Source organism: Acinetobacter sp. P8-3-8 (assembly GCF_000214135.1).
Classification (GTDB): Bacteria; Pseudomonadota; Gammaproteobacteria; order Pseudomonadales; family Moraxellaceae; genus Acinetobacter.
Genome location: NZ_AFIE01000005.1, coordinates 117,049 through 133,501, shown reverse-complemented (window position 1 = coordinate 133,501; position 16,453 = coordinate 117,049). Strand labels below are relative to the sequence as shown.

Annotated in this window: 14 protein-coding genes; 5 read left to right on the top strand and 9 right to left on the bottom strand. The window is 37.5% G+C overall.

The window, feature by feature from the left end; genetic code table 11:
* Positions 1 to 211 precede the first annotated feature (211 nt).
* Complete coding sequence (locus GGG_RS0104335) at positions 212 to 925, top strand: SMI1/KNR4 family protein (protein ID WP_010112580.1); 714 nt, start codon at positions 212 to 214, stop codon at positions 923 to 925.
* A 90-nt stretch (positions 926 to 1,015) separates the two neighbouring features.
* Positions 1,016 to 1,297 (top strand): hypothetical protein, encoded by a 282-nt coding sequence (locus GGG_RS0104330; protein ID WP_010112579.1) that lies wholly within the window; start codon positions 1,016 to 1,018, stop codon positions 1,295 to 1,297.
* 100 nt (positions 1,298 to 1,397) lie between these two features.
* Here GGG_RS0104330 and GGG_RS0104325 read toward each other — a convergent pair whose 3' ends face one another.
* Positions 1,398 to 1,895, bottom strand: coding sequence for an endonuclease V (locus GGG_RS0104325; RefSeq protein ID WP_010112577.1), 498 nt, complete (start codon positions 1,893 to 1,895; stop codon positions 1,398 to 1,400).
* Between the two features lie 253 nt (positions 1,896 to 2,148).
* On the opposite strand from GGG_RS0104325, the gene GGG_RS0104320 reads away from it, so the two are divergent.
* The 3 genes from GGG_RS0104320 to GGG_RS0104310 all read left to right on the top strand — a co-directional run bounded on the left by GGG_RS0104320 (position 2,149) and on the right by GGG_RS0104310 (position 4,806).
* Entirely contained in the window at positions 2,149 to 3,396 is a 1,248-nt protein-coding gene (locus GGG_RS0104320; RefSeq protein WP_010112575.1) for an alkane 1-monooxygenase, read from the top strand.
* Positions 3,396 to 3,560: a rubredoxin gene (locus GGG_RS0104315; protein WP_010112573.1), complete on the top strand. Its 165-nt coding sequence runs from the start codon at positions 3,396 to 3,398 to the stop codon at positions 3,558 to 3,560. Before GGG_RS0104320 ends, GGG_RS0104315 begins: the two co-directional genes overlap by 1 nt.
* A gap of 214 nt (positions 3,561 to 3,774) precedes the next feature.
* Entirely contained in the window at positions 3,775 to 4,806 is a 1,032-nt protein-coding gene (locus tag GGG_RS0104310; RefSeq protein WP_010112572.1) for an AraC family transcriptional regulator, read from the top strand.
* 270 nt (positions 4,807 to 5,076) lie between these two features.
* Here the strand turns inward: GGG_RS0104310 and GGG_RS0104305 are convergent, their stop codons facing one another.
* From GGG_RS0104305 to GGG_RS0104265, 8 genes are all read right to left on the bottom strand, one after another.
* Positions 5,077 to 6,699 carry a GMC oxidoreductase gene (locus GGG_RS0104305; protein ID WP_010112570.1) on the bottom strand — a complete coding sequence of 541 codons (1,623 nt, stop codon included), beginning with the start codon at positions 6,697 to 6,699 and terminating at the stop codon, positions 5,077 to 5,079.
* 319 nt (positions 6,700 to 7,018) lie between these two features.
* Positions 7,019 to 8,425: an amino acid permease gene (locus tag GGG_RS0104300; protein WP_171057655.1), complete on the bottom strand. Its 1,407-nt coding sequence runs from the start codon at positions 8,423 to 8,425 to the stop codon at positions 7,019 to 7,021.
* 265 nt (positions 8,426 to 8,690) lie between these two features.
* Positions 8,691 to 9,665 (bottom strand): succinylglutamate desuccinylase, encoded by a 975-nt coding sequence (gene astE, locus GGG_RS0104290; protein WP_029574442.1) that lies wholly within the window; start codon positions 9,663 to 9,665, stop codon positions 8,691 to 8,693.
* A gap of 162 nt (positions 9,666 to 9,827) precedes the next feature.
* The gene (gene astB / locus GGG_RS0104285) at positions 9,828 to 11,168 is read right to left on the bottom strand and encodes an N-succinylarginine dihydrolase (RefSeq protein ID WP_010112567.1); all 1,341 of its coding nucleotides are present in this window, start codon (positions 11,166 to 11,168) and stop codon (positions 9,828 to 9,830) included.
* Between the two features lie 33 nt (positions 11,169 to 11,201).
* Positions 11,202 to 12,680, bottom strand: a complete 1,479-nt coding sequence (astD, locus tag GGG_RS0104280) for a succinylglutamate-semialdehyde dehydrogenase (RefSeq protein WP_010112566.1) — start codon at positions 12,678 to 12,680, stop codon at positions 11,202 to 11,204.
* Positions 12,680 to 13,723, bottom strand: a complete 1,044-nt coding sequence (astA, locus tag GGG_RS0104275) for an arginine N-succinyltransferase (protein ID WP_010112565.1) — start codon at positions 13,721 to 13,723, stop codon at positions 12,680 to 12,682. The genes astD and astA overlap by 1 nt, the downstream gene beginning before the upstream one ends.
* A gap of 21 nt (positions 13,724 to 13,744) precedes the next feature.
* On the bottom strand, positions 13,745 to 14,950 hold the full coding sequence (locus GGG_RS0104270; RefSeq protein ID WP_010112564.1) for an aspartate aminotransferase family protein: 1,206 nt from the start codon (positions 14,948 to 14,950) through the stop codon (positions 13,745 to 13,747).
* Positions 14,951 to 15,044: 94 nt separating this feature from the next.
* Entirely contained in the window at positions 15,045 to 16,316 is a 1,272-nt protein-coding gene (locus tag GGG_RS0104265; RefSeq protein ID WP_029574440.1) for a Glu/Leu/Phe/Val dehydrogenase, read from the bottom strand.
* Positions 16,317 to 16,453 lie beyond the last annotated feature (137 nt).

Genomic DNA, 16,453 nt, shown 5'->3' with positions numbered 1-16,453 from the left:
TTTTATGCAGTTATTAACGGACAAAATAAAATAGATGGTAAAATCATTTATCAAATTGATAACTTAGGAGGGCCGACACTAAACTGTATTTTAGATAGTCAAAATATGAAAGTTCTTAAAAACACTGATCTTTTTGACATTAACAATCATATCTAAATAGCTTAAATTATTATTTAAAATAATATACCAGCTCATTTAATCAGGATCTAAAATGTGGGAAATTATTGAGGATAAAATTAAACTAATAAAACATTATGATAACCTTTATACTGTTTTTGACTCTTCTTTTCATAAATATCAGTTTAGAGAAAAGAAAAATACATCAGATTTGCTAAGGTTTGAAACAAGTAATAATATTTTACTACCTGAGCAATTACGTAGTTTTTTAAAGTATTTTGGTGATGGCGGAGCTGGTCCAGATTGGCGAATGTATAGTCTAGATCAATTTAATATTTATACCCCTAACAACCTTCACGAAGAAGATATTTTTAATGATAATTTTCAAGGCTTTTTAGGTATAATTGATAGATATTATGCCTATGAAAGTTGCATTATCACATCAGGCAATCATCTTGGTCAAATTTACTCATTTGAAGAAAATTCTTTTTTCTTCAAAACACATGATAGTTTATTTGATTTTTATTTAGAATGGTTGAATAGTGAATTATTTCAATTTATTCTAGATAGAATTAAACTAAATCATTCAATCAATGAAACAATAATTGAATTATTTAATCTTAAAAAAATACAACCAAGAATAACTTTAAAAAAATTAGCAAGTTTACTTAACTGGAAAAATTTTAGAAATACAATAGATATTGATAAAATTCCTGAATATACAGTAGATAGTATTTCAGATTTCTCACTATCAGAAAATATCAAACTTGAAATTAGAAATAAATTTTTTAATTTCAAATCATATTAAAAACCCATTGAAAATTAGGATTCATTAAGCTTCTTTCGAACATGAAGTTTCGACAAATATTACCTACATGAGCCTATCTTGAATCCTCAAATGGAGCAAGCTATCATTAGGTATCTAAAAAGAAATCCTGTTATCCCACAAGCAGCTGGATTACCTGGGTTACATTCTGAGGTTTTAGCTGCCAATGAGATGTTAAATTTATTTCCCAAGTCAATTTTAAAAGACATTGCAGCAGCAACCTATCGTATTAAAGGTGACAAAACATCCCAAGGTAATCCATTCGCTGCCTGTCAAAACTGCTGTAATATATTAATAAATGTGATTATTTTAACAGGGAGTAGTGTCGGTAATTTACCAACTTGTTCATTCTGACTATTTACTTACAACCCCATAATGATGGAGTGATTTACTTTTAAAAATAACTTTATACTGGGTTTTGGTATGAAGAGATTAAAAAATTGTGAGTTATTATTTAAATTTCTTTACTTTTCTGATCGACAATTTTGAGTAAATCTGGAATTCTATGTTTTCCATGCATATTTAAAATATTCATTTTAGCCTCTTCCAAATCAATACCTACTGAGGTAATAAATAATGGCTTTGAACTTTCTCCACGTAAGATTTCACAGCTATGCGGGGTTCCCTTAAAATAGTTTTTGGCAACTCCTATTATTGGAATTCGATGTCCCAATGCATCCCATAAATGCATCCCCAACCCATACTCTTTCTCCACACCTAGGGTAACATATCCATCAATTATAATCGTATCAATTTCTCCATCGATAACATTCAAAATAGCTAAAATGCATGGTAGCTCTCTTTTATAAAAAGAACCAGGTTCATATTCAGCAACAAAATCTATTTTTTTAGTATGAACTGTGTCAAAACTTGAGCTTTGCCATGTCTTAAATAAAATACCAGCAACTAAAGCACTATTATCTTGATAAGAAACATCTACAGCAAGAATCATTATTCATCCGTTAAATTAAATGACTTTATTAAGATTTATTATACAGTATTATTTTAACGATCAAAAAGTAAAGTAGCAATAATACAAATCATTTATTTAATTCATTATTTTCAATCATCCCTTCATTTTAATCATATTTTAAATTTAGAGTCCAATGTCCTTTTAAGAATAGCTATTGTCTTTTAATGCAATGTATTCCACTGAATAATATTCAATCATATTACAACCTAACCTAGACTTCATAAGGTGTAACATGAATGCTGTGGCTCAAATAAAAACTGATTCACCAAAGTTTAAAGACAAAAAAAGAAAATTATGGCTACTCGGGCTAGTCGTTCCCAATATTGCCAATGTTGCAATGCTAGGTTATCAATTTGGCCCTAAAAAAACCAAAAAGCTTTTCGCTGCCGCTGGACCAATTGTCCTACATGGCATTATCCCAGTGATTGATAGATTTTTAGGTGAAGATTCTGAAAACCCTCCTGAGGATGCGATTGCTGAATTAGAAGCTGACCCATTCTATGCAAAAGTGGTGAACCTTTATATTCCTTTGCAATATGTCGCAAATATTTATGGAAATTACATTGCGAGCAAAGACTCTACCCCACTTTCTGACCGCATTCTCATCGGCTTAACACTGGGCGTGGTCAATGGCGTTGCCATCAACACAGCGCACGAACTCAGTCATAAATCAGGCAAACAACAACATTATTTATCTCATTTGTGTTTAGCACCAACTGGATATAATCATTTTCGTGTTGAACATCCTTATGGGCATCATCTACGTGTTGCAACACCAGAAGATCCTGCATCCTCACAATTTGGTGAATCATTTTGGAAATTCTGGCCACGTACCGTAAGTGGTAGTTTCAAATCAGCCATTGAAATTGAAAAACGACGTTTGGAAAGAAAAGGTCTATCCTTTTGGTCAATACATAATGAGTTGCTACAAGGCTGGGCAATGTCAGCAACCTATCATGGGATGATGCTGAAAATATTTGGTAAAAATATTATCCCAACGCAAATTGCTCAATCAGCTTACGGTATCACTTTATTTGAAGCCGTGAATTATATGGAGCATTATGGTTTAAAACGTCAGAAGCTAGAAAATGGACGTTATGAAAGAACCATGCCTGTGCATAGCTGGAACAATAACAGCCTATTTAGCAATATTCTGTTGTATCAATTACAACGTCATTCAGACCACCATGCTTATCCAACCCGAAGTTATCAAGCGCTTCGACATTATGAAAATGTACCGCAGTTACCTGTCGGCTATGCCAGTTTATTTTTACATGTCTTTATACCGAAATATTGGTTTAGCATTATGGATAAACAGGTTATTGATTATTACCAAGGCGACATAAACAAGATCAACGTTTATGAACCTGCGAAGGGTAAAGTGCTCGAAAAATATCATGCTTACTTTGAGCAAGAACTTGAAAAACAAGAGTGCAAAAACCAAAAACTCGAACAAAAAATCAAAGAGGTTTCTGAATAATGAAAAAGTATCAATGTATCGTTTGTGGCTGGATCTATGATGAAGCTGTTGGGATGCCTGAAGAGGGTTTCGCACCTGGAACAGCATGGGATGATATTCCTACGAGTTGGAGCTGTCCTGATTGTGGCGTGTCAAAAGCTGATTTTGAAATGATTGAGATTTAATAAAAATCGATTGTGAAAATAGTGATTGTTTAGTTGTTATTTTACTCGCTTCAACTTGAACTGACAGTGACTCATCTTCAATTGAGACTGTCAGTTTAAATTTATGCAGAATCGACAACAGCGTATATACAAACGCTAGTCAACTGGTACTTATAGCGTTATATTAAAATCATCAAGGCACTGATGATTCCTCCCTTGGCGAATGAATAATCATATGAATAATCAAATCCCCATTATCCCTGCAAGATATTATTTCAAGGTTTTGAATATTTTAGAGTCTAGAAATATTTCGACAGTGGACATATTGGCCGAGGTCGATATTGATCTAAAGAAATATTTAAGCTCACCAGATATGAAAATTTCTCAAGAACAAGTCGAGAAATTTATCTCCTTTTGTCTTAAATTTCCTTTTAATTATGATCTCGCTTTTGAATTAGGTCGTTCGCTAAAGGTCAGCTCACATAGCTTGATTGGTTATGCAATTTTAACCTGCGAGAACTTAGAACAAGCATTGATTTATATTTCGAAATATTTTTCTTTGATTCTGCCTAGTTTTAAAATTTCGTATTTTTATCATGAAGATCAATCGATGGAGCTGATTTGTGAGCCAATCATCCCCATAGATACTTTATCGCTCAACTACCACCTTGAAGCGATTGCTGTGGCTTTGCATTGCACCATGCTAGAACTGGTTGAAGAACGACTATTGCCTTATCATATTTTTATGTCGATCAATGAACCTTTACATATACATCGTTATTCGCAATTGTCTAAAGTTCGTTTTCACTTTAATGCATTAAAAAAACCAAGCATTGTCCTTCAATTAAGCAAACAACTGATTAAGCAAAATCTACGCCTAGCAGATGAAGGTACACGAAAAGCAATTGAATTGAAATGTCAGGAACAAATTGCTGAAATTAAAAATGATATGAATTTGGTTGCTTGGCTTAGACAATTATTTTTGAATTCTTCAAATATTCCAAGTTTGCAAGAATGCGCGAGCTTACTTAATATTTCGAGTAAAACCTTACAAAGAGGATTGAAAGAACAAGATATTTCATATCAACAATTAAAAAATGAAGTGGTCATTGATAAAGCCAAAAAAATGTTAGTTTCTTCAAATATGAGTCTGATCGAAATTGCAGAAGAACTGGGTTATGCCTCTGCTTCGAATTTTTCTCGATCTTTTAAATTTTTTGTGGGTATGGCCCCAAGTTTTTATCAAAAGCAAAATAAACATTTTTAATCACTTATAACTTATTTAATCATTTATAACTTAGATGAGCATTTAAATATCAAACGATTACATCGTCAAAGTGTTTTATCCGTTTGTTATTTTCATTAATGTTGTCCTGTGATTTTCTTTATTTTCTAGGAAAATCACAGGACTAACACAATCAAGCTAATCTTACTCACTCACTTTACAAACCAATCCTAATGCATTCATTCAACAGATTATTTTAAAGCCTGTTAAATGCTAATCCATTATTCATAAATTTATATACGCCTTAATTCTTTATTTCTCAGCCTCTAAAGTTGCTTTATCTGGAATAAAAGACATCGCACGTTCTGCTAAAGCTGTAATTGTTAAACTTGGATTAACACCTAAGTTTGCACCCAACATTGCACCATCAATGATGTACATATTTTTATAGTTAAACACCCTATTTTGTGAGTCTACAACACCCTGCTCGGCTGAATCTGACATCGCACAACCTCCCATACAATGCGCAGTAAAAGGTACATTAAACAATATTTCTGTTTTGGTCGTCATTGGATAACCATTAAACATTTTGGCAACTTTTTCAGTGAAAGCATTGGCTTGTGGAATATACACAGGCAAAAGCTTTCCTTCAGAAGATAATGTTTTACTAAAAGGCCACCACCAATTTCTTTTGAGTTTCATTTGAATAGATGCATCGACTGTCTGCATGACGAGGAAAATCAAAGTCTGCTTTGCAAAACCAAAAGGATTGTTCATTTTCAAAAAGATAATCGGATGGCAAATGAAAGCCCATAACCATTGAAATATTCTTGATAAACCCGGTTTACCATCCGCCATATAAGTGGTTAATAAACCCATGCCATCTGAACCACGTTGATAACGTGTTGCTTCTATATGCGTATTGTGATCGATATAAATACTCGAACCAATTGCAACACCTTGGCTCATGTCTATTTCTTTATCAAAAAAACGAACACCCAATATCGACTCGGCGTTGGTTCTCACCTGCTTGCCTAATTGTTCTGAAATATTCGGTAAAACCTGACGATCTTTTAAACGTAATAGCAATTCTTGTGTCCCTAAAGACGATGCTGAAAAGATGACATTTTTAACGATCCACGTCCGCTTATTCTTTTTGCCCCAAGACATCGAATCAATCGTTGTCACTTCATAACCGTCACGACCGTCTTCTCGATCATTTAAAGGACGAATATCAATAACTTTGGTTTCTGCAAAAACTTGTGTTCCTTGTTTTTCAGCAAAATAGAGATAATTTTTATCTAATGTATTTTTAGCATTATGCTTACAGCCTGTCATGCATCCACCACAAGCCTTACATGTCGCACGATCAGGGCCTTGCCCATTAAAATAAGGATCGGGATAGGTTTTACCACCTGCCTCACCTTCTGGTGGGAAAAAAGTGGCTACTCGCGTGGGTTTAAAAGTATCACCAACCCCAACAGCCTCACCCATTCGTTTCAACATATGGTCTGCTGGTCCTAAGATCACATTATCCGTTACACCGAGCATTCGTTCTGCTTCAGCAAAATATTGTGGCATTTCTTGTTTTAAATTGGGAATATTTCCCCATGAACCCTCAGACCAAACGCTATCTGGTGGTATCAATAAAGTATTTGCATAAGTAATTGATCCACCTCCAACAGCATTGCCACAAATAATGGTGACATGTCGAAAGATTCGCAAATTAAAGAAACCAAAGAGTTTTAAAGCAGGTCGCCAAATCCAACGTGGCGTATTCCAATTGGTTTTAGGAAAATCTTTCGCTTCCCAACGTTTCCCCATTTCCATAACAGCAACAGAATATCCTTTCTCTGACAGTCGATGTGCTGAAACACTTCCTCCAAACCCAGATCCAATGATGAGATAGTCAAAATCGTAATTTATTTGATGCATTGAATTGAGCTCCTTTCAACCCTTCTTTTAAATATTGCGGACAATAAATGAAGAAATCATTTTAAATTTTCAATCTTTATCATGAATAGAATTAGAAAATTCTTATAAGCTTAAAAGGACACAATCTATTCTTAAAAAGACAAATTCAGCAGAAAAATGAAAAGCCCTTGAAGATCAAGAGCCTTATAAAATATTTAGCAATATGTTTAAAAATAATGTCCGTGATTTATAAATATATATTCAATAATTTTTCTTATTACTCACCGAGTTGCATCAGTGAGTATGTTTTGAAATAACAAATTACGATTCACAATAACTTTTATGAAATTGTGTCTTTGTCTTTGTAGAAAAAATTGTAGCTCGCATAGCATGCAATGATAAAGATAATGCAGCATACAAAACCTACTTGCATTGAAGGATCTGTCACCATACTCACGCAAGTAATCACACAGAATAATCCACCTAAAATTGGAGTCAATGGAAATAATGGCGCAGCAAATTTCAAATCTTTGACTGTTTTACCAGATTTAATCCACTGTCTACGGAAGTTAAATTGGCTCACGCAAATTGAAATCCAAACCACAACCATCGTAAATGCAGCAACGCCCAATAAGTTTTTGAAGATCGTTTCAGGTGCGAATAATTCTGATAATAATCCTGGAATTGCACCGAACATAGTCACAACAATTGCAACAATCGGTGTGCCTGAACGTGTCAATTTAGCAAAGACTTTCGGTAATTGTTTTTTAGCAGATAAAGACCACATCATACGTGAAGCAGCGAATAAACCTGAGTTAGCAGCAGACAACAATGCTGTGATAATCACAAAACGAATAATGTCTTCCGCATACGGAATCCCAATATAGTTAAATACCGTTACAAATGGACTATTACTCACATTATTGGCACTTAGTCCTGCCATTTCATAAGGTAGCAATGCACAAATCACAACGATCGTACCTACAAAGAAAATCAATAAGCGCCAAATTGCCGCATTAATCGCTTTTGGTACAGTTTTCGCAGGTTCTTCTGCTTCACCTGCTGCAACACCAATCAACTCAGTACCAGAGAAGGCGAAGTTAACGATGAGCATTGTTGCGAAAATAGGGAAAATACCATTTGGGAACCAACCATGCTCAGTTAATTTACTGAACAAAGGCGCAGACTCATGTCCGTGGTAAGAAATAAAGCCGAAAATTGCAGCCAAACCTAGCGCAATAAAACAGATAATGGTTAAAACTTTAACCAAAGACAGCCAAAATTCGGATTCAGCAAATAAACGAGTTGAACTGACATTCAAGGTAAAAACTAAGCCAGCGAATAACAAAGTCCATGTCCACATGGAGATCGTTGGAAACCATTCCTGCATGAGTAACGCAGCAGCAGTAAATTCAGTCCCTAAGGTTGCTGTCCAAGTGAGCCAGTACAACCAAGTGATCATATAACCCGTGCCCGGCCCAATATAAGTTCTTGCATATTCACCAAATGAACCAGAAACAGGCATATGTACAGCTAGCTCACCTAGGCACAGCATCACCATATAGGCGATGATACCGCCCAGTAAATAAGACAAAATAGCGCCTACAGGCCCCGCTTGTGAAATAACATCACCTGAGCCTAAAAATAGGCCTGTACCAATTGCTCCACCCAATGAAATCATCACCAAATGACGTTTGGTCATGGCACGTTTTAATGGTTTTCCAATCTCTATTTCTGATGAAGACATACTCGATTGGCTAGATGTGTCTTGCTGGACCACATATTGCTCATTCAGGATTTTACCTGATTGAAATGCTTCTTCATTCTTGTTACTCATACACAATCACTCCAACAATATTCTTATGACAACCTGTCCTTGCTGCTTTACTTTCATAAAAATAAATATCTAAACAGATATTTTTCTTTGCTCTATTTTGTTTTTTACTGAACATCCATATTCCAACTCCATGTGTGCCTTTTCCATGTCTACATCGAAACGTTGAGGCAATGCTTTATTCAATTTCTGTTAAAATCAACCCAGCTCTCAGCCCTATTTTCACATTTGGATTGGGGAATAAAATCCAAACCTGTTGATCAACAGCAACTTCATTTCCTGTTTGTTGCGTCGCAATCACTTCACCTTTTTGAAAAGTCGAGAAGTTTGGTGCGTCAGCACTGAGTTGAAGTTGAAAATCTTCACTTTGCTTTAAAATTGAATGAATGACTTTAAATTGGCGAATACTAGATTTGTGTCTGATTGGCAATGCTTGACCTGAAAGAACGGCACGTAATACCTGATCAATACTGGCAAACTCAGCCAAATCATTCTGACCAAACGGTTTTGCCTTACCTAACTCCAAAGTGCTACTCGCAGCTTGAAAAGTTTCTGCTGTAAAATGGGTAAAGGTTTTACCGACTGCATTGTGATAAACCAAAGCGTCTAAATCCGCTGCATCCAAACTTTGGATAAGAAAGTCATCAAAAGGTCGTGTTTGATAAGGGAATAAGGCAAAAACAGGCAATAAAGATGCGCGAATAGCAGTATGCAAATCATAGTGATAACGTTGCGCTTCAACAGAACTTTGTTCAAAAAATGCTGCTGTCACTTGTTCCAATTCAGCTACTCGATCTGTTTCCTGATCTTGTTTTAAATGCTGATATGCACCGCAAAACATACGATTCATATCATTTTCAAGATAACGAACACCTTGTCGAATCGCTTCGGGATTTCCCAAAACAAAAAGTACACGCTCTGCTAAAGCTAAACGCCCTGCAAATAAGTCATTGATGATATTTGCCAATAACTCGATCGGTGCAGTTTCATTACCATGAATACCCGCAGAAAGTACGATGGTTTTTGCATAACTTGATTTAGGCGTACATTGCAATAGCCCTTCACCAAGCCATTGCCATGTAAAGTCTTGCGTTATACCTTGAATTTTCTCAGGTGTTTGCCGATCTAGAGTCAACGTTAATAAATCAACCACGTACATTCATCCTTTTAAATTTCCCCTTGTACTGCGGCAATCGCAGCCCATCTCTTTGTGATTTTTTAATCCAAAGAGATAGATTCCTTGAAGGGGATTTTTTATTCCTGCGATTCGCTTTATTGGTCTGTCTTACTTATCTGTGAAACTTGTCTTTGAAAGTTATCTTTGGAAATCATAAACCGAACCTAAGGCTAAGATTTTAGTGAGCTCATCCAGTGCAGTACGGCTTTCAATCAATAGACTTGGATCTGCTAAATCATCCTGAGTTAATTCATCACGATAATGTTGATCAACCCATTTATTGAGTGTTTTGAATAATTCATCATTCATAAACAAGTTTGGATTCACCGCAGCAAGCTCAGTGTCATTCATTGCAACACGCAATCTTAAACATGCTGGCCCACCGCCATTACGCATACTTTCACGTAAATCAAAGACTTTCACTTCATCAATTGGTGTTCCCATTTGAACCATGTCATTCAAATAGCTCCACACTGCTTTGTTCTGACGTGATTCCTCTGGTACAACGATGCTCATTCCACCATCTGTACGAGTTAAAATCTGGCTATTGAATAAGTAGGTAGCAACTGCATCTTCAACGGTTACACGGTTTTCAGGCACTTCAATCGAAATAAACTCTTGCTCTATACCCGCCATCTTTTGGCGAATTTCATTCAAAGCTTCGCTTTGATTTAGGAACGCTTGTTGATGATGAAATAAAACCTGTTGATTACTTACAGCGATTACATCGTTATGAAAAACACCTTTATCAATCACATCAGGATTTTGCTGAATAAATACGGTACGTTTGTCATCAAGACGATGTAAACGTGCAACAGCTTCACTCGCTTCACGTGTTTGACGTGCAGGGAATTTTTGTGGCGCTACCGTACCACCCAAATGTTGCTGACCATAAACAAAAACTTGAATACCTGCTTGATCGTATGCGCCACCTAAACGGTTGTGATTGGCTGCACCTTCATCCCCAAACAAAGCTGCTTCTGGCAATGCTTCGTGATGTGCAAAGTAGACATCATTATTAAACATTGCTTGAAGAATACGACTCGTTGTACGGTGTTCAATTGAGCGGTGAAACTTATTATTTAAGTTCGCAGCAGTAAAATGCACACGCCCATCTGCACTATCTGCAGACGGAGAAACGGTACAAGAGTTCGCTGTCCACATTGATGATGCAGAACTGAGTGATGATAATAAGGCAGGCGCAGTTCTCATGGCCTGAGCAATCACATCAATATCGCTTCCAATAAAGCCCAAACGGCGCAACGTCGGTACATGTGGACGTTCTTGTGGCGCAAACACACCTTGTTTGAGTCCTAAGTCAGCAAGGGCTTTCATTTTCATTAAGCCTTGTTTTGCTGCTAATTTAGGATTTGAAGCATTATTACGGTTCTTCGTTGATGCAACATTACCAAAAGATAAGCCTGCATAATGATGCGTAGGGCCAACCAATCCATCAAAATTTATTTCATAACCTGACATTTTTTTCTCCTTGTAGTCACAATCCAATTCGACTTAGAGCACGATGCCCGGTGATAATTTTGATGGTAACGTTACGCTGTCGCTTTCCAATGAAGCCATTGGCCATGCACTATAATCCGCAGCATAAAACGCACTTGAACGATGATTTCCAGATGCGCCTACACCACCAAACGGTGCTGCACTTGATGCACCTGTGAGTGGTTTATTCCAATTCACAATACCTGCACGTGCTTCAATCAATACACGTTCAAATAGCTCACGTTCTGGAGATATCAAACCAACAGCCAAACCAAATCGTGTGTTATTGGCAATACTTAATGCTTCATCAAAATCTTGATAACGATAGATTGTCGTCAATGGGCCAAAATATTCATCATCAGGAATATTAGATACATCTGTTAGCTCTAAAATACCTGCTGTCAGCAATGAACTATCTGCTTGTGGACGGGTCATTTCTAATAATGGTTTTGCACCTAAAGCAATCAATTTTTGCTGTGCTACTAACATTTGTTCAGCTGCATGAGCAGAAATCACACCACCCATAAATGGTTGTGGTTCTGCATTCCAAGCACCAACCACTAGATTTTTAGCCACTTCAACAAAACGTTGGATAAATGCATCACCATTTGCACCTTGTTTGATAATGATACGGCGTGCGCAAGTACAACGTTGCCCTGCTGACACAAATGCTGACTGAATCGCTAAATTCACCACAGCATCAATATCATTAGCATCATCAATGATCAGCGCATTGTTACCGCCCATTTCTAAAGCAAGAATTTTTTCAGGTGCACCTGCCATTTGTTTATGCAAGTGATAACCCGTATTGGCACTACCCGTGAACAGCAAACCATCAATTTGCTCTGCAGCAGCCAAAGCCTCTCCTGTACTACGTCCACCTTGTACGACATTGAGTACGCCATTTGGCAAACCTGCCTGCTGCCATAATTTTGCAGTTTCTTCCGCAGTCCACGGCGTCAATTCACTTGGTTTAAACACCAAAGTATTACCAGCAATCAAAGCTGGGACGATATGACCATTCGGTAAATGACCAGGGAAGTTATATGGGCCAAAAACAGCCAAAACACCATGTGGGCGATGACGTAAAGAAGCCACACCATCTGCCATTGGTGTTTCGCTAAAACCAGTACGTTGCTGATAAGCACGAATTGAGATGGTAACTTTCCCAATCATTGACTGGACTTCAGTTAAAGTTTCCCAAAAAGGTTTACTGGTTTCTTGGCTAATCACTTCTGCCAATTGGTTTTTATTTTGTTCTAATAATCCTGCAAAACGTTCAATGATCGCGATACGCTCTTCTAAAGCTAAACGAGCCCAAGCAGGAAAAGCTTGTCTTGCAGCATTGCAAGCCTGTTCAACATCAGCTTGGTTTGCTTCATGTCCAGTCCAAATTTGTTGATTGGTCACAGGATTAGTTTTGTTAAATGCTGTACCTTGTCCTTGTACCCAAGCACCATTGATGAGTAATGCACCTTGTGACAATTGTGACATTAGTTATTCTCCATTTTTTCTAATGCTAAAACTCGCACTTCATCGTATTCACGAACATTGAGTGACTGAGCTTGCTGTGTTGTCATCAATAAAGTATCGCTATCTTGAACGTTATTATTGATGAGCAATACGCTGTAATCTTTGTATTGATCATTGGCAACCAAGTACTGAATGTCTGAGGTCTCAACTTGCTCAACAATTTTGACTTTAAATAAACGGCTTTCTTTAACTGCACGTAAGTCAGCCGTATTGGCTTCTAAGGTTGGCCCTGCATCAAAAATATCAACATAACCTTGATATTTAAGACCTTCTGACATTAAAACTTTAGCTGCGGGTAAAGTATGCGGATGCATTTCTGCAATCACAGCACGCGCTTCTTTTGAAAGTAAATCGACGTAAACTGGAAATCTTGGCATTAATTCAGCAATAAAGACTTTTTGCCCGACACCACTTAAATAGTCTGCTGCTGCAAAATCCATATTAAAAAAGTGATAGCCTAAAGAATCCCAAAATGGTGAATGCCCATTTTCATCTGAAAAACCACGCATTTCCGCAATTAATCGCTCTTCAAAAAACGATCTAAAAGCTGCAATAAATAGGAAACGAACTTTAGATAAGAATTTACCGTTTTGGTTTTTACGATATTCAGGATCAAGGAACAAAGTACATAGCTCGCTGCACCCTGTATGATCATTACTGAGGAATAAAGTATCTAAAGTCTTGTACACATTTAAAGCTTTCGAAGCATGTACCTGCGTCGCAACACGGAAGTTATAAAAAGGTTCTTTTAGCCCAACTGCGACTTCAATTGCACTCACACCAACCACTTTTTGGATGGTAGTGTCTTCCAATACAAATAAATAACTTGCATCAAACTTTTCAGCCAAGCCATCTAGTGTATGCGTTGTACGAGTAATACGTTCAGCTAAAATTTCTTTGTTTTGCGGTAGAGAAGTCAGGCCAATACCTGACTCCCCTGCACGTTGCGCTAAACGATAAATATCATCTAAGTCCCGATGCGCAGCATGTCTAACAATCATCATGGTTAGATGCTCACAAAAGACTTAAAGACGTGCTAAAGCACGAGTAAAACGGTTTAGACCTTCATCAATATCTTCCATCGGAATAATCAGTGAAGGCGTAAAACGCACCACATCTGTACCAGCAACCAAAGCCAATAGGCCTTCTTCACCAGCTAAAGTCACGATGTTTTTCGCTTTACCTGCATATTCATCTTTCAACACACAGCCAATCAGCAAACCTTGACCACGAATTTCTTTAAACAAATCATATTCAGCATTGATTTTATTTAAAGCATCGAGGAAATATTGATGACGTTGTTTTACACCATCTAAAACTTCTGGTGTGTTGATGAATTCAAATACTGCACCAGCCACTGCACATGCCAATGGATTACCACCGTAAGTCGTACCATGATCACCGACTACATACATGTTCGCATACTTGTCAGTTGTGATCATTGCACCTATCGGGAAGCCACCTCCCAATGCTTTTGCAGTGGTGAGAATGTCAGGTGTAACACCTGTATTCATGTAGGCATAAAGTGAGCCTGTACGTCCAACACCTGTTTGTACTTCATCAAAAATCAGTACAGCACCTTTTTCATCACACAGCTTACGTAAACCTTTAAGGAATTCGATATCGGCAGGAAGAACACCACCTTCACCTTGAATTGGCTCAACAATCACCGCACAAGTATCATCAGTAATGACAGCTTTCGCTGCTTCTAAGTCATTAAATGCAGTATGTTCAATACCACCCGGTAATGGTGCAAAGTCTTGAGAATATTTAGGTTGACCGCCCGCAGTCACCGTAAATAATGTACGACCATGGAAGGCATTTTTAAATGCAACAATGTGGTTTTTATTTGGATTTCCGCTGAGTAAACCGACTTTACGTGCAAGTTTTAATGCGGCTTCATTGGCTTCTGCACCTGAGTTACAGAAAAATACTTTGTCTGCAAAAGTGCTTTCAACCAATTGCTTTGCAAGACGTAATACAGGCTCATTGGTATAACCATTACCAATATGCCAAAGTTTTTGAGCTTGCTCTGTAAGTGCATTTACAGCGACAGGATGTGCATGACCAAGTGCGTTAACAGCAATTCCGCCTGCGAAATCAATATATTCTTTATCGTTTTGATCCCAAATACGAGAACCTTCGCCACGAACTAAAATGAAATTTGCTGGAGCAAAAACTGGAACCATCCAATCATTAAAGTTGCTACGTGTTATTGCTACATCACTCATTTTATTTACTCACTTCCTGTTTAGTATTGTATTGTTAGGGCTTATTGGATATCCAACTCACCCTAGTTTTTAGGTTTAAGCGATTTAGGACCAATTATCCTGGGAAAATACCGCGTTCTTTACGTGCTTTTAAAATACGTTCACAAGCAAGAATGTATGCTGCTGTACGCAAGCTACAATTTTTCACTTCTGCTGTATTCCAAACATCACCCATCGCTTGGATCATCAATTTATCAAGACGTTCGTTAATTTCGTCTTCGCTCCAGAAGTAACTCGCCATATCTTGAACCCATTCAAAATAACTCACGGTTACACCGCCTGCGTTACAGATCACGTCTGGAACAACAACAATGTTACGACCTACAAATACGTCATCCGCTTCTGGATAAGTTGGACCATTCGCACCTTCAAGCACGATTTTCGCTTTGAGTCTTTGAGCACGTTCAACAGTAATCTGACCTTCTAATGCAGCAGGAATCAGGATATCCATATCGACATCCCAGAATGCTTCATCATCAATGACAGTTGCATCTGGATAGCCCATCACACCGCCATGCTCTGTGACATGTTTTTGTAGTGCTTTAACGTTTAAACCTTCGGCATTAAAAATTGTGCCTGTGTGGTCTTGTACACAAACAACGATTGCTTGAGCATGCGTAAATAAATATGCTGCTTCATTACCCACATTACCGAAGCCTTGAACTGCAATTTTGCTGCCAGCAATAGGTAAGTTAATTCTTTTAGCAACTTCTAAACCTGTAACAAATACGCCACGACCTGTCGCACGGACACGTCCAAGTGAACCACCTAAATGTACTGGCTTACCTGTCACGACACCTGTAACTGTATGACCTTTGATACTTGAATAGGTATCCATCATCCAGCCCATAATATTGGCATTTGTACCCACATCTGGTGCAGGGATATCAATTTGAGGGCCAATAATTGAACTGATTTCACTGGTAAAACGACGTGTTAAACGCTCTAATTCACGTGTTGAAAGTTCTTTAGGGTTTACTCGAACGCCGCCTTTAGCACCACCGAATGGAAGGTTAAGAACAGCAGTTTTAATGGTCATCCATGCAGACAACGCCATAACTTCATTTAATTCAACGTCTTGATGATAACGAATACCACCTTTACCCGGCCCACGTGATAAGTTGTGTTGTACACGATAGCCTTCAAAATGACGGATCGTTCCGTCATCCATCACGATTGGAACATCTACAATGAGGGTACGTTTTGGACGTTTCAGCGTGTTTACAAAATTGCTGAGATCCGCATCTAAATAAGGGGTTACTCGATCAATTTGAGTAAGATAAGTTTGCCACGCACTGTTTTGAGCCGTATATGATAAAGACATCATGTATTCCTTAATTAACCAATTGTCCCTGTTATCTTCAGATCCCTTTTTTAAGGTTTCTGTTCATCTCATCGTCCTTCGTCAATATAGATCTTTTCATTTGATTGAACTTGAGATACTGGGACTTCGAATACTCATTA

Coding starts and splice junctions, on each gene's coding strand:
- GGG_RS0104335 (WP_010112580.1), top strand. CDS start 212: ATGTGGGAAATTATTGAGGATAAAATTAAACTAATAAAACATTATGAT.
- GGG_RS0104330 (WP_010112579.1), top strand. CDS start 1,016: ATGGAGCAAGCTATCATTAGGTATCTAAAAAGAAATCCTGTTATCCCA.
- GGG_RS0104325 (WP_010112577.1), bottom strand. CDS start 1,895: ATGATTCTTGCTGTAGATGTTTCTTATCAAGATAATAGTGCTTTAGTT.
- GGG_RS0104320 (WP_010112575.1), top strand. CDS start 2,149: ATGAATGCTGTGGCTCAAATAAAAACTGATTCACCAAAGTTTAAAGAC.
- GGG_RS0104315 (WP_010112573.1), top strand. CDS start 3,396: ATGAAAAAGTATCAATGTATCGTTTGTGGCTGGATCTATGATGAAGCT.
- GGG_RS0104310 (WP_010112572.1), top strand. CDS start 3,775: ATGAATAATCAAATCCCCATTATCCCTGCAAGATATTATTTCAAGGTT.
- GGG_RS0104305 (WP_010112570.1), bottom strand. CDS start 6,699: ATGCATCAAATAAATTACGATTTTGACTATCTCATCATTGGATCTGGG.
- GGG_RS0104300 (WP_171057655.1), bottom strand. CDS start 8,425: ATGTCTTCATCAGAAATAGAGATTGGAAAACCATTAAAACGTGCCATG.
- astB (WP_010112567.1), bottom strand. CDS start 11,168: ATGTCAGGTTATGAAATAAATTTTGATGGATTGGTTGGCCCTACGCAT.
- astD (WP_010112566.1), bottom strand. CDS start 12,680: ATGTCACAATTGTCACAAGGTGCATTACTCATCAATGGTGCTTGGGTA.
- astA (WP_010112565.1), bottom strand. CDS start 13,723: ATGATGATTGTTAGACATGCTGCGCATCGGGACTTAGATGATATTTAT.
- GGG_RS0104270 (WP_010112564.1), bottom strand. CDS start 14,950: ATGAGTGATGTAGCAATAACACGTAGCAACTTTAATGATTGGATGGTT.
- GGG_RS0104265 (WP_029574440.1), bottom strand. CDS start 16,316: ATGATGTCTTTATCATATACGGCTCAAAACAGTGCGTGGCAAACTTAT.